The organism is Micromonospora sp. WMMD812, from assembly GCF_027497215.1.
GTDB lineage: Bacteria > Actinomycetota > Actinomycetes > Mycobacteriales > Micromonosporaceae > Micromonospora.
This window is the reverse complement of the sequence record NZ_CP114904.1, coordinates 5,456,534-5,469,064: the sequence shown is the minus strand read 5'-3', so window position 1 is coordinate 5,469,064 and position 12,531 is coordinate 5,456,534. Positions and strand designations below refer to the sequence as shown.

The window sequence follows — 12,531 nt, the reverse complement described above, 5'->3', positions numbered from 1 at the left end:
GACCCCCGTGTCCGCAACACCCCTGCTGGAGCTACGCGGGATCGACAAGAGCTTCGGTCCCGTCCAGGTTCTCCACGACGTCGCCTTCTCGGCCCACCCCGGCGAGGTGACCGCGCTGGTCGGCGACAACGGCGCCGGCAAGTCGACCCTGGTCAAGTGCATCAGCGGCATCTACCCGACCGACGCCGGCGAGTTCCACTTCGACGGCCAGCCGGTGAGCATCCACAGCCCCCGGGACGCCGCCGCGCTCGGCATCGAGGTCGTCTACCAGGACCTCGCGCTCTGCGACAACCTCGACATCGTGCAGAACATGTTCCTCGGCCGGGAGAAGCGCAGCGGCATCGTCCTCGACGAGCCGACCATGGAGCAGATGGCCGCGGAGACACTCGCCGGTCTCTCCGTCCGCACTGTGAAGTCGCTGCGACAGCACGTCTCCAGCCTCTCGGGTGGTCAGCGGCAGACGGTGGCGATCGCCAAGGCGGTGCTCTGGAACAGCAGGCTCGTCATCCTGGACGAGCCCACCGCCGCGCTGGGCGTGGCGCAGACCGCGCAGGTCCTCGAGCTGGTCCGCCGGCTCGCCGACAACGGTCTGGCCGTGGTGCTCATCTCGCACAACATGAACGACGTCTTCGCGGTCTCCGACCGGATCGCCGCGCTCTATCTCGGCCAGATGGTCGCCCAGGTGAAGACCAGCGACATCACCCACTCGCAGGTGGTCGAGCTGATCACCGCCGGCCGCTCCGGCAGGCTCGGTCTCGCCGCCGAGTCCGCTCCGGCGGGCGGCAACGGCAACGGCGCGGAGCCGGCCGACTCGTCCACAGGAGGCACTCGATGACCACGACCGTCGTGCAGAACGAAGGCCCGGCGGCCGTCACCCCGGCGCCGACCGTCGGCAGCCACGTACGCAACTACTGGAGCCGGGTACGCGGCGGCGACATCGGCGCGCTGCCGGCCGTCCTCGGGCTGCTCGTGCTCTGCACGGTCTTCTCCATCGCGCGGCCGTCGTTCCTCACCGCCGGCAACTTCGCCAACCTCTTCACCCAGGGCGCGGCGGTCACCCTGATCGCGATGGGGCTGGTCTTCGTCCTGCTGCTGGGCGAGATCGACCTCTCCGCCGGCTACGCGAGCGGCGTCTGCGCGGCCGTGCTGGCCAACGTGGTGACCGTGCTCGGCTATCCCTGGTACGTGGCGGTGCTCGCCGCGATCGTCACCGGCGTGGTCATCGGCACCGCGCTCGGCTTCCTGGTGGCCAAGGTCGGCATCCCGTCCTTCGTGGTCACCCTCGCCGGCTTCCTCGCCTTCCAGGGCATCGCGCTGATGCTCATGAAGGAGGGCAGCAACATCTCCATCCGCGACGAGACGCTGGTGGCCATCGCCAACCGCAACCTGCCCCCGCTGCTCGGCTGGGTGCTGGTTCTCGTGGCGGTCGCCGGGTACGCGGCCGTCCAACTGCTCCGGCACCGCAACCGGGCCGCCCGCGGGCTGATCACCGACCCGATCGCCGTGGTGTTCGCCCGGATCGGCGGCCTGGCACTGGTCCTCGGTGTGGCGGTGTTCATCCTCAACCTGGAGCGCAGTCGCAACGTCCTGATCACCTCGCTCAAGGGCGTGCCGATCGTGGTGCCGATCATCGCGCTGCTCCTGGTCGTGTGGACGTTCGTGCTCCAGCGCACGAGCTACGGCCGGCACATCTACGCCGTCGGCGGCAACAAGGAGGCGGCCCGCCGGGCCGGTATCGACGTCGACCGGATCCGCATCTCGGTCTTCGTGATCTGCTCCTCGATGGCGGCCGTCGGCGGCATCGTGGCGGCCAGCCGGGCCAACTCGGTCGACCCGAACACCGGCGGCAGCAGCGTCCTGCTCTACGCCGTGGGCGCGGCGGTCATCGGCGGCACCAGCCTGTTCGGCGGCAAGGGCCGGGTGCTCGACGCGGTGCTCGGCGGTGCGGTGATCGCCGTCATCGACAACGGCATGGGCCTGATGGGTTACAGCTCGGGCGTCAAGTACGTGCTCACCGGCGCGGTGCTGCTCCTCGCCGCGAGCGTCGACGCCTTCTCCCGCCGCCGCTCGACGGCGACCGGCACCCGTTGACCCACGCCCCGCCCGGAGTGCCACCCATGCGCACAGGACCGAGCCAGGACGAGATCCGTCGGCAGAACCTCGGCGCCCTGCTGCGTCACGTGCACGTCCACGGGGCGACCTCGCGCGCGGAGTTGACGACCGCGCTCGGGTTGAACCGGAGCACGATCGGCGCGCTCACGGCCGACCTGGCCGGCGCCGGCCTGGTCAGCGAGGGGCCACCGAAGGAGACCGGCCGGGCCGGGCGACCGTCGCTGGTCGTCCGGCCCGAGTCGGGCCGCATCTACGCGTACGCGTACAGCATCGAGGTCGACCGGCTGCGGGCCGCGCGGGTCGGTCTCGGCGGCGCGGTGCTCGACCGCCGGGAGCTGGACCGACCCCGGGGGCTGGTGGCCGCGGACGCCGCACCGCTGCTGGCCGGCGCGGCCAAGGACATGCAGCAGGCGGTGCCCGCCGACGCGGTCTGCGTCGGCACCGGGGTGGCGGTCTGCGGGATGGTCCGCCGGGACGACGGGCTGGTGCGGCTCGCGCCCACCACCGGCTGGGTGGACGAGCCGATCGGGGCGGCGCTCGGGGCCGAGCTGGGCATCGACGCGCCGGTCACGGTGGGCAACGTGGCCGACGTGGCGGCCTTCGCCGAGCACGCCAGGGGCGCCGCCGCCGGCTGCGACAACGTCATCTACCTCTACGGCGACGTCGGGGTCGGTGCCGGCATCATCGCCGGCGGGCGTCGGTTGACCGGGCACGGCGGGTACGGCGGCGAGGTCGGCCACATGAAGGTGGTCCTCGACGGCAAGCGCTGCGAGTGCGGCTCCCGGGGCTGCTGGGAGACGGAGGTCGGCGAGCACGGCCTGCTGCGCAACGCCGGCCGCTCCGACGCGCGGGGCCGCGACGCGCTGCTGGCCGTCTTCGACGCCGCCGACCGCGGCGACGCCCGGGCCACCGCGGCGGTCCGCCAGGCCGGCGACTGGCTCGGTTTCGGCGTGGCCAACCTGGTCAACATCTTCAACCCCGAGATGGTCATCTTCGGCGGCACCATGCGCGACCTTTACCTCGCCGCGGCCGCCCAGATCCGCAGCCGGCTCAACGCCAACGCGCTGCCCGCCTGCCTGGAGCACGTCCGGCTGCGCACCCCGAAGCTCGGCGGGGACGCGGCCCTGGTCGGCGCCGCCGAACTGGCCTTCGAGCGGCTCCTCGCCGACCCCCTCGACGTCGGCTGACCGGCAGCCCGGGACCGACCCGCGGCCTCGGACCGACCGGCTGGCGGCCCGGCCGACCGGCGGAGCCCGCGGACGGCCGGCGCTGCGTACCCTGTCCGACGTGGACGTCGAGCTGCGCGCCTCGGATGACGACCGGCACCGCGTGGTCGCCCAGTTGCAGGGGCACACCGAGGCCGGCCGGCTCACCCTGGACGAGTTCTCCGACCGGGTGGGCGCGGTCTGGGCCGCCCGGACGCTCGGCGATCTCGCCGCGCTGACCCGCGACCTGCCCGCGCCGGCCACACCGACCGGGGCCGAGGGGGCGACCGGTCACCACCGGCGGGAGCTGCTGGTCGTCTTCGCGGTCGCCGCGCTCACGTTGCTCCTGCTCGTCCTCTTCATGGCCGTCACCCGCTGATCGGCGGCGCCCCTCTCCGGCCGGTAGTCACCCAGGACGGTGAACTGATCGCGCGATCAGTCCGTACCAGTGGGCGGATGGGCGGCCGGCGGGTGGCCGCCCACTCAGAGACGTTCGGCCCGGACCGAGGAGGCACCGCAGACATGGCACCGCTCACTTCCGCCCGTCGCCGGTCGGGACACCGGGTTCACCGCGCGGCGGTGCTCCTCATCGCGATCGTGGCGGCGGTCGCCGTGCTGCCCGGCACGGCGGTGGCCGCGCCGGCGGGGCAGCAGCTGAACGCCGCCGACATGACACTGCTGAACGGGGTGCGGCTGGCCGGGCTGTGGGAGATGCCCGCCGGGCAGATGGCGGCCGAGAAGGGCCAGTCCGCCAAGGTACGGGAGATCGGGGCGGGCATCGCGTCCGAGCACCAGGAGCTGGACCAGCTCGTGGTGGACGCGGCCAACAAGCTCGGCACGGCCATCCCGACCGAGCCGACCGCCGAGCAGAAGGGCTGGCTGGCGGAGATGCAGAACGCCTCCGGCGCCCGCTTCGACCAGATCTTCGTCACCCGGCTCCGGGTCGCCCACGGCAAGATCTTCCCGGTGATCGGCGCGGTCCGCGCCAGCACCCGGGACGCCACGGTGCGCAAGCTCTGCGACGACGCCAACCGGTTCGTGATGCACCACATGCAGATGCTGGAGAGCACCGGCCTGGTCCGCTGGCCCGAGCTGCCGCCGGCCGCGCTCCCCGCGCCCGGCAACGACGGGCTGCTGGCCGCGGCGTCCGCCAACAGCGGCCCGGGGGCCGGGGTGAGCAGCACCGTGGTCTGGCTGGTCTTCCTGGCCGCCCTGGGAACGGGCGGCCTGGCCACCTACCGCCTGCTCCGCCGCACCTGACCCCCGGCCGGCGGTACCGCCTCGTCGATCATGAAGTTGTTGCCCGGCGGCACGGCGTGTCGCGGCAACAACTTCATGATCAACGCGAGAGGTCCGGGCCGTGCCAGGAGCGCCAGAGGGCGGCGTACGAGCCGTCGGCCGCGACCAGCTCGTCGTGCGAGCCCAGCTCGGTGATCCGGCCGTCCTCGACCACGGCCACCCGGTCCGCGTCGTGGGCGGAGAAGAGCCGGTGCGCGATGGCGATCACCGTCCGCCCGTCGAGGACGGCCGCCAGCGAGCGCTCCAGCTCCCGGGCGGCCCGCGGGTCGATCAGCGAGGTGGCCTCGTCCAGCACCAGCGTGTGCGGGTCGGCCAGCACCAGCCGGGCCAGCGCCAGCTGCTGCGCCTGCGCCGGGGAGAGCGGGTGCCCGCCGGAGCCGACCACCGTGTCCAGGCCGTCCGGCAGCGCGTCCGCCCAGTCGAGTGCCGCCACCGCGGCCAGCGCCGCCCGCACGTCCGCCTCGGTCGCCGCCGGGCGGACCATCGCCACGTTCTCGCGGAGCGTACCGATGAAGACGTGGTGTTCCTGGGTGACCAGCGCGACGTGCGAGCGCAGCTCGGCCAGGGGCAGCGTGTCCAGCCGCTGGCCGGCCACGGTGACCGAGCCGCCGCGTGGCGCGTGCACCCCGGCGAGCAGCCGGCCGAGCGTCGACTTGCCGGCGCCGGACGGACCCACCATGGCCAGCTTCTCCCCCGGCTCGGGCACCAGGGTCACCCCGTGCAGCACGTCCCGGCCCGCCCGGTACGCGTAGCGCACGTCCCGGGCGACCAACTGCCGGTCCCGGCCGTCCACCGATTCCGCGCCGGGGCCCGAAACACCGACGGCGCCGGCAGCGGCAGCGACGGCTGCGGTGGGCGCGGCAGCGACGACGCCGACCGGGCTGCCCGCGATCGCGCCGGCCGTCAACGGGGCGGCGCCGGCGTCGGGCTCGGCCACGCCGAGCAGGCGGGCCATCGAGGCCCCACCCACCTGTAGCTCGTCCAGCCAGGAGAGCAGCCGGTCCACCGGGTCGACCAGCTGCTGCACGTAGAGCGTGGCGGCGGTGACCTGACCCAGGCTCACCCAGCCCTTCAGGTAGAACCAGCCGCCGATGACCAGGGTCGCCACCACCGGTACCACGTAGCCGATCTCGGCCACCGGAAAGAAGATGGTCCGCAGCCGCAGGGTGTACATCTCGGCCGCGTACGACCGGCGGATGTCCGCGTCGGTGCGGGCCCGGCGGCGGGCCTGCTGGCGCAGGGCCTCGGTGGTCCGCGAGCCCTCGACCGTCTCGCTGATCCCGTCGGTGATGTCCGAGTACGCCGCGTTCTCCCGCAGGTAGCCGTCCGGCGCCCGGCGCAGGTACCAGCGGGTGCCGGCCCAGAGCACCGGCACCGCGATCAGGCAGGGCAGCGCGAGCAGCGGCCCGACCAGGAGCAGCCCGCCGGCGATGAAGCCGACGGTGACGATCGCGATCAGCGTCTCGGGCACCGCGAGGCGGACCGTCCGGGACAGCGCCGACACGTCCCGCGACGTTCGGGTGAGCAGGTCCCCGGTGCCCGCTCGCTCCACGGTGGACAGTGGCAGGGCGAGTACCCGGTCGACGAACTCCTCCCGGAGCTGCGCCAGCACCCGCTCGCCCAGTCGCGCCGACGCCAGGATGGCGAACCGCACCAGCATCGCCTGCACCACCACGAACCCGGCGATCAACAGGGCGATCCGGTCCACGGTCACCTGGGACGTACCCCGGGAGATGCCCTCGACCAGGTCACCGAGCAGGCGCGGGGCGACCAGCCCGGCCGCGGCGGCCAGCGCGTGCAGGCCGAGCGCCACGGCGAGCGCGCGCGGATGCCGGCGGACCAGCGTACGGGCGTAGCGGCGCACCTGGGCTGCGTCGGCGACCGGCAGCATGCTGGCCATCAGTCCTCCCCTCGACCGACCGTGGCCCGGTAACGCGCCTCGGTGTCGTACAGGTCGGCGTGCCGCCCCTCGGCGACCACCTTGCCGTCCTCCACGAAGATCACGTGGTCGGCCCGCCCCAACAGCAGCGGGCTCGTGGTGCAGACGAGGGTGGTGCGGCCGGCCCGGGTGTCTCCCAGCCGCGCGGCGATCCGCGCCTCGGTGTGCGCGTCCACCGCGCTGGTCGGCTCGACCAGCAACAGGGCCTCCGGGTCCGTGACCAGGGCGCGGGCCAGCCGCAGCCGCTGTTGCTGCCCGCCGGAGAACTCCCGGCCGCGCTCCGCGACCCGGCTGTCCAGCCCGTCCGGCAGCGCCTCGACGATGTCCGTGGCGCTCGCCGCCCGCAACGCCGCGTCGAGCGCGGCGTCGTCGGCCGTGTCATGCGGGTCCAACTCGGCGCGCAGTACGCCGGTGAACAGGCGCGCGTCGTTGTCGGCCACCAGGATCCGCTCCCGCACCGTCGCCAGCGCCAGCTCCCGCAGCGGTACGCCGTGCAGCGTCGCGTCCGAATCGGTGTACCGGCCGAGTCGGTCGACGATCGCGGCCGCGTCCTCGGGCGCGGTGGCGGCCAGCGCGGTGAACCGGCCCGCCGGCACCCGCACCCCCGACTCGACGTCGGCCAGGTCGCCCGGCCCGTCCGGCACGGTCACCGGCCGCGGCGGGTCGACCAGCTCGGGGGTGAGCTGGAGCAGCCGGACCACCCGGCGGGCGGCCACGTGGCCGCGGGTCAGCTTGTCCACCGCCTCGGTGAGCTGCCGCAGCGGGCTGACCAGGAACGCGGTGTAGCCGTAGAAGGCGACCAACTGCCCGGGGCTGATCTCGCCGGCCAGCGCGAACCGGGCGCCGAGCCAGGTGACCAGCACCAGGAACGCGCCGGGCAGCAGCACCTGCGCCGCCTCCAGCAGCGCCTGGACCCGGGCCACCCGTACACCGTGCGCGCGCAGCGCCTGCGACTCCGATCGGTAGCGGGCCGAGAGGACCGGCTCGCCCCCGACGCCGCGCAGCACCCGCAGCCCCGAGACGATGTCACCGGCCCGGGTGGTCAGCGCCCCCTCGGCGTCCCGGTACGCGTGCTGCTGCCGGTGCAGCGGCCGGATCAGCAGCGCGACCACCGCCATCATCACCGGTACGCCGAGCACCACGACCAGCCCGAGCGGCACCGAGGCGTCCAGCAGGATCACCGCCACGACCACGATCGCGACGAGCGCGCCGGTGCCCCGGGCGGTGATGTCGATCGCGTGGCCGATCTGCTCGATGTCGGAGGTGCCGATGCTCAGCACCTCGCCGGTGGCCACCCGGCGGGGCAGGGCCGCGCCGATCCGGTTCGCGGTCTGCACGGTGAGCTGCACCGTCCGGTACGCGGCGGCGAGCCAGTTCCGCACCGCGCACTGGTGCCGCAGGATCCCGGCCGCGGCCTGGAGCACGCCCAGCCCGAGCAGGATCAGACCCCAGGTGACCAGGTCGCCCTCGTCCCGGCGGCTGAGCCCGTCCACGGCGCGGCCGACGGCGGCCGGCATCAGCGCCTGGGCGACCATCCAGATGACGCCGAGCAGCAGGCCGGCGCCGAACACCAGCTTCTGCCGGCCGGCGACCCAGAGCAGGTAGCGGGTCGCCGACCGGGAGTCAGGTTCGCCGGGGTCGCCGGCCGGTGAGAAGCCCATCACCGTCGACGCTAAGCGGGCGGCAGATGCCCGCGCGAACCAATTACGACCCCCGCGGACGTGTCGTCCACCACGCCGTTGATCAGCGATCGACCTGCGTGAAGTCCCACGAGTGCGGCGGCCGCGCGACCAGCATGGCCGGCGGTTCGGGCAGCGGTCGCGGGTTGCTCCGCCACTTCGAGATGACCACCACCCGGTGGTCGGTGGACGAGTACACCTCGCTGGACACGTGCAGCGGGTCGTGCTCGAAGTCGGGCAGCGCGGTGTCGCAGACCCAGGTGATCAGGTCGGCGACTCCGTACGACTCGGCACGCGCCTCCCACATGCGGACGATCACGGGGTCTCCCTCACACGCTGACGACGGTCAGCGGCATGGCCGAGTCGGCGGGCAGGTTGAGCCGGCTCGGCGCGACGCCTGCGGCGACCAGGTGCGAGCCGAGGGCGGCGACCATCGCGCCGTTGTCCGTGCAGAGCTTCGGCCGGGGCACCCGCACCCGGATGCCGTGCTTCTCCGCCCGCTGCTCGGCCATCGCGCGCAGCCGCGAGTTCGCCGCCACTCCGCCGCCGATCACCAGCGTGTCGATGCTGTGGGCGCGGCAGGCGTCCAGCGCCTTGGTGGTGAGCACGTCACAGACCGCCTCCTGAAAGGACGCGGCCACGTCCGGGACCGGCACCGGCTCGCCGGCCCGCTGCCGGGCCTCCACCCAGCGGGCCACGGCGGTCTTCAGGCCGGAGAACGAGAAGTCGTACCGGTGCGCCGCGAGGTCCTTGGCGGCGGTGAGCCCGCGCGGGAAGGTGATGCTCGCCGCGTCGCCGGCCCGGGCCTCGCGGTCGATCGGCGGGCCGCCCGGGAACGGCAGCCCGAGCAGCCGGGCCACCTTGTCGAACGCCTCCCCGGCCGCGTCGTCGATGGTGGCGCCGAGCGGCGTGACCCCACGGGCGAGGTCGTCGACGAGCAGCAGCGACGAGTGCCCGCCGGAGACCAGCAGCGCGATCGCCGGCTCGGGCAGCGGGCCGTGCTCCAGGGTGTCCACCGCGACGTGGGCGGCCAGGTGGTTCACCCCGTAGACCGGCTTCTCGGCGGCGAGCGCGTACCCCTTGGCCGCGGCGACGCCCACCAGCAGCGCGCCGGCCAGGCCCGGGCCGGAGGTGACGGCGATCGCGTCGACGTCCGCGATCGTCACCCCGGCCTCCTTCAGCGCCCGGTCCATGGTCGGCACGATCGCCTCCAGGTGGGCCCGACTGGCCACCTCCGGCACCACGCCGCCGAACCGGGCGTGCTCCTCGACGCTGGACGCCAGCGCGTCGGCGAGCAGGGTGTGCCCGCGGACGATGCCGACCCCGGTCTCGTCGCAGGAGGTCTCGATGCCGAGGATCAGGGGTTCGTCAGCCATGGGGTCAGTCCTCGTCCCGCTGCATGACCAGCGCGTCCGTGTTGCTCGGTTGGTAGTAGCCCCGCCGTACGCCGATCGGCTCGAACCCGTACATCGCGTAGAGCCGCTGGGCGGGGGCGTTGTCCACGGCGACCTCCAGCAGGGTGCTGCGCGCGCCGCGCCGGGTCGCCTCGGCGAGAAGCTCCTCCAGGAGGGCACGGCCGACGCCGCTACGCTGGGCGTCGCGGCGGACCGCGATGTTCTGCACCCACACCTCGTCCGGTGGGGCACCGGCCAGCCCGGCGTAGCCGAGCACCGAGCCGTCCGCGTCGACGGCGACCCGGTAGTGGTGCCCATTGGCCAGCTCGTTCCAGAACATCGCCGGCGACCACTGCTCGGCGCCGAAGAGGTCCGCCTCGATCGGCAGCACCTCGTCGATGTGCCACCACCGGAACCGGTCAAGCCGGACAGCGCTCACGGGAGGACCGGCTTGCGGGCGATCGACACCACCGCGTCCGGGCGTCGCAGGTAGAGCGGGGTGAGCCGGTCGCCGGGCGCGCCGGCCCGGATCCGCTCGCCGGCCAGGCGGGCCAGCGCGACCGGGTCGGGGTAGCGCGGCTCGGCACGGATCGGCAGGTCGAGGACGTCGGCGTACCGGTGGGCGCCGTCGCCGACCGCGACGGTGGCCGCGAGGTCGCGGGCCCGCGCGGCGGCCACGGCGGGCGTGTCCACCTCCGGCCCGGCGATCCGCTGGCCGGCGCCGTCGTAGACCGCCCAGTAGATCTCCTTGCGCCGCGCGTCGCTCGCCGCGAGCACCGGCTCGCCGGCAGCCGCCGGGTGGCCGATGCCGTCCAGCGAGCAGACGCCGTACGTCGGGATGCCGAGCACCTGGCCCATCGTGGCGGCGGTGACCAGGCCGACCCGCAGCCCGGTGAACGGCCCGGGGCCGAGCCCGGCGACGATCGCGTCAAGGTCGGTCGGGCGCGCGTCCGCGTCGGCGAGCACCGCGTCCACTTCCGGGGCGAGCAGTTCGCCGTGCGCCCGGGCATCGACGGTGCACCGGTTGGCGCGGAGCGCGACGCCGGCCGCCGAGACCTCCACCAGCGCCGCGGTCACCGCGGGGGTCGAGCTGTCCACCACGAGTACGAGCACGGTATGCCAGCCTAGCCGCCCCCGCCGTCACGCCCGGTGACGCCCCACTTCCCGCGCCCGCGATCCCGGCAGCGGGCCCTGGCCTGCGCCTCGCTTGCTTGCCCGCGTCCACGCATTGGTGGGCGACGGCGATGTCGGTTCGCGGCGTCGCCGGCTGGCCCGGGTCCACGCGCTGGCGGGCGACGGCCACGTCGGTACACGGCGTCGGTGGCACACCTCGCGACCCTTATGCCTCTGCGTCATATTTATGACGGAGAGGCATAACGCTCGCGGAGGTATGGCCGACCATGGCGGGATGTCGAGCCGTCTTGTCCAGCTTCTCGGCGACACCGTCCGGCATCAGCGCGAGTCGCGCGACCTCAGCCAGCAGGCGCTGGCCGATCTGGCCGGCGTCAGCCAGGCGATGGTGGCCCGGGTCGAGCGCGGCGACGGATCACCCGGCCTGCCGCTGCTGGAACGCCTGCTCGCGGCGATGGACGTCCAGCTCACGGTGACGGTCGAACCGCTCGACGCGCACCTGGACGCCGCGCTGGCCGACCTAGCCGGCCGGCCGCTCGCCGACCGGATCGACATGCTCAATCTGGACCGGCTGCTCGACCGGCTCGGCGACCTGCCCCACGTGATCGCGGGAGGCACCGCCGCGCTGCTCCAGGGGGCGCCGATCCCGGTCGACGCCGCGGAGTTCGCCATCCGCTGGCGCGATTCCGCCCGGCTCACGCAGTGGTTGAAGAGTGCCTACGCGCAGCGGTGGAACGCGCGGTGGGGTGAGTTCGGCGGGGTGCACGTCGAGCCGGAGGCGCCGGGCGAACATCGCTGGCGCACCCGCTACGGCGAGATCCGCGCGGCCATGTGCGACGAGCTGCCGGACGCCGTCGAGGTGCGGCACGGCGAGCGCGGCTACCGGGTGGTGCCACTGCTGGAGGTGGAGGTCGCCGATCCCCCGCCGGCCGAGCTGCTGCGCCGCTACCGGAAGCGGCGGATCCCGCAGCAATCGACGGGCGGCGCGGACCGCGCAGGCGGCCCGGACCGCGCCGGCGGCCCGGACCGCGCGGCGGGGTGAGCGGTCAGCCGGCGGACCGCTCCCAGTCGATCGTGGGCAGGCCGGCGTCGGCGAGCGCCTTGTTCGTCGCGCTGAACGGGCGGCTGCCGAGGAAGCCGCGCGGGTTCATCGGGCTCGGGTGGCCCGCCTCCAGCACCACGTGCTGCGGGTTGGTGACCAGCGCCGCCTTCTTGCGGGCGTAGCCGCCCCACAGGAGGAAGACCACCCGGCCCGGCGAGGCGTCGAGCGCGCGGATGGTGGCGTCGGTGAACTCCTCCCAGCCCTGGTTGGCGTGCGACCCGGGGCTGGCCTGGCGGACGGTCAGCACGGCGTTGAGCAGCAACACGCCCTGGGCCGCCCAGCCGTCGAGGTTGCCGCCGCGCGGCTTCGGTGTCCCGAGGTCCTCGCCCAGCTCCTTGAAGACGTTGCGCAGCGACGGTGGCACGGCCACGCCGTCGCGGACGCTGAAGCTGAGCCCGTGCGCCTGCCCGGCCCTGTGGTACGGGTCCTGCCCGAGGATGAGCACCCGACACGCCTCCGGCGAGCAGAGCCGGTAGGCGGAGAACAGGTCCTCCAGCGGCGGGAAGACGGTCTGGGTGGCGTATTCACGGGCCACGAAGTCGGCCAGCGCCGCGGTGCGCGCCGGGTCGAGGTGCGGGGTGAGCGCGGCACGCCACTCCTCGGGCAGGAGCGCCAGCAGGTCCAGGTCGGGTACGTCGGCCATCGGCAACCTTTCGCAGTCGGTCGGCCC

General features: G+C 74.1%; 13 protein-coding genes. 6 read left to right on the top strand and 7 right to left on the bottom strand.

The features are described from left to right. Positions 1-7: 7 nt before the first annotated feature. The 5 genes from O7603_RS25365 to O7603_RS25345 all read left to right on the top strand — a co-directional run bounded on the left by O7603_RS25365 (position 8) and on the right by O7603_RS25345 (position 4,577). Complete coding sequence (locus O7603_RS25365) at positions 8-835, top strand: ATP-binding cassette domain-containing protein (RefSeq protein WP_281572261.1); 828 nt, start codon at positions 8-10, stop codon at positions 833-835. After that, positions 832-2,091, top strand: a complete 1,260-nt coding sequence (locus O7603_RS25360) for an ABC transporter permease (RefSeq protein ID WP_281572260.1) — start codon at positions 832-834, stop codon at positions 2,089-2,091. The genes O7603_RS25365 and O7603_RS25360 overlap by 4 nt, the downstream gene beginning before the upstream one ends. 26 nt (positions 2,092-2,117) lie before the next feature. Further along, positions 2,118-3,299: an ROK family transcriptional regulator gene (locus O7603_RS25355; protein WP_281572259.1), complete on the top strand. Its 1,182-nt coding sequence runs from the start codon at positions 2,118-2,120 to the stop codon at positions 3,297-3,299. A gap of 100 nt (positions 3,300-3,399) precedes the next feature. Further along, complete coding sequence (locus tag O7603_RS25350) at positions 3,400-3,696, top strand: DUF1707 domain-containing protein (RefSeq protein ID WP_281572258.1); 297 nt, start codon at positions 3,400-3,402, stop codon at positions 3,694-3,696. A 143-nt stretch (positions 3,697-3,839) separates the two neighbouring features. Then, positions 3,840-4,577: a DUF4142 domain-containing protein gene (locus O7603_RS25345; RefSeq protein WP_281572257.1), complete on the top strand. Its 738-nt coding sequence runs from the start codon at positions 3,840-3,842 to the stop codon at positions 4,575-4,577. Positions 4,578-4,656: 79 nt separating this feature from the next. On the opposite strand, the gene O7603_RS25340 is transcribed toward O7603_RS25345, so the two are convergent. From O7603_RS25340 to tsaB, 6 genes are all read right to left on the bottom strand, one after another. Then, entirely contained in the window at positions 4,657-6,516 is a 1,860-nt protein-coding gene (locus O7603_RS25340) for an ABC transporter ATP-binding protein (protein ID WP_281572256.1), read from the bottom strand. After that, entirely contained in the window at positions 6,516-8,216 is a 1,701-nt protein-coding gene (locus tag O7603_RS25335; RefSeq protein WP_281572255.1) for an ABC transporter ATP-binding protein, read from the bottom strand. The genes O7603_RS25340 and O7603_RS25335 overlap by 1 nt, the downstream gene beginning before the upstream one ends. An 82-nt stretch (positions 8,217-8,298) precedes the next feature. Beyond that, on the bottom strand, positions 8,299-8,553 hold the full coding sequence (locus O7603_RS25330; protein WP_281572254.1) for a hypothetical protein: 255 nt from the start codon (positions 8,551-8,553) through the stop codon (positions 8,299-8,301). Between the two features lie 10 nt (positions 8,554-8,563). Beyond that, complete coding sequence (tsaD, locus tag O7603_RS25325; RefSeq protein WP_281572253.1) at positions 8,564-9,610, bottom strand: tRNA (adenosine(37)-N6)-threonylcarbamoyltransferase complex transferase subunit TsaD; 1,047 nt, start codon at positions 9,608-9,610, stop codon at positions 8,564-8,566. A 4-nt stretch (positions 9,611-9,614) separates the two neighbouring features. Next, positions 9,615-10,067: a ribosomal protein S18-alanine N-acetyltransferase gene (gene rimI / locus O7603_RS25320; protein ID WP_281572252.1), complete on the bottom strand. Its 453-nt coding sequence runs from the start codon at positions 10,065-10,067 to the stop codon at positions 9,615-9,617. After that, positions 10,064-10,741 (bottom strand): tRNA (adenosine(37)-N6)-threonylcarbamoyltransferase complex dimerization subunit type 1 TsaB, encoded by a 678-nt coding sequence (tsaB, locus tag O7603_RS25315; protein WP_281572251.1) that lies wholly within the window; start codon positions 10,739-10,741, stop codon positions 10,064-10,066. The genes rimI and tsaB overlap by 4 nt, the downstream gene beginning before the upstream one ends. Positions 10,742-11,036: 295 nt before the next feature. Here tsaB and O7603_RS25310 point away from each other — a divergent pair, with 295 nt between their 5' ends. Beyond that, positions 11,037-11,801 (top strand): helix-turn-helix transcriptional regulator, encoded by a 765-nt coding sequence (locus tag O7603_RS25310; RefSeq protein ID WP_281572250.1) that lies wholly within the window; start codon positions 11,037-11,039, stop codon positions 11,799-11,801. A gap of 4 nt (positions 11,802-11,805) precedes the next feature. Here the strand turns inward: O7603_RS25310 and O7603_RS25305 are convergent, their stop codons facing one another. After that, positions 11,806-12,504 (bottom strand): uracil-DNA glycosylase, encoded by a 699-nt coding sequence (locus O7603_RS25305; protein ID WP_281572249.1) that lies wholly within the window; start codon positions 12,502-12,504, stop codon positions 11,806-11,808. Between the last annotated feature and the right edge of the window lie 27 nt (positions 12,505-12,531).

Coding starts and splice junctions, on each gene's coding strand:
- O7603_RS25360 (WP_281572260.1), top strand. CDS start 832: ATGACCACGACCGTCGTGCAGAACGAAGGCCCGGCGGCCGTCACCCCG.
- O7603_RS25355 (WP_281572259.1), top strand. CDS start 2,118: ATGCGCACAGGACCGAGCCAGGACGAGATCCGTCGGCAGAACCTCGGC.
- O7603_RS25345 (WP_281572257.1), top strand. CDS start 3,840: ATGGCACCGCTCACTTCCGCCCGTCGCCGGTCGGGACACCGGGTTCAC.
- O7603_RS25340 (WP_281572256.1), bottom strand. CDS start 6,516: ATGGCCAGCATGCTGCCGGTCGCCGACGCAGCCCAGGTGCGCCGCTAC.
- O7603_RS25335 (WP_281572255.1), bottom strand. CDS start 8,216: ATGGGCTTCTCACCGGCCGGCGACCCCGGCGAACCTGACTCCCGGTCG.
- tsaD (WP_281572253.1), bottom strand. CDS start 9,610: ATGGCTGACGAACCCCTGATCCTCGGCATCGAGACCTCCTGCGACGAG.
- O7603_RS25310 (WP_281572250.1), top strand. CDS start 11,037: ATGTCGAGCCGTCTTGTCCAGCTTCTCGGCGACACCGTCCGGCATCAG.
- O7603_RS25305 (WP_281572249.1), bottom strand. CDS start 12,504: ATGGCCGACGTACCCGACCTGGACCTGCTGGCGCTCCTGCCCGAGGAG.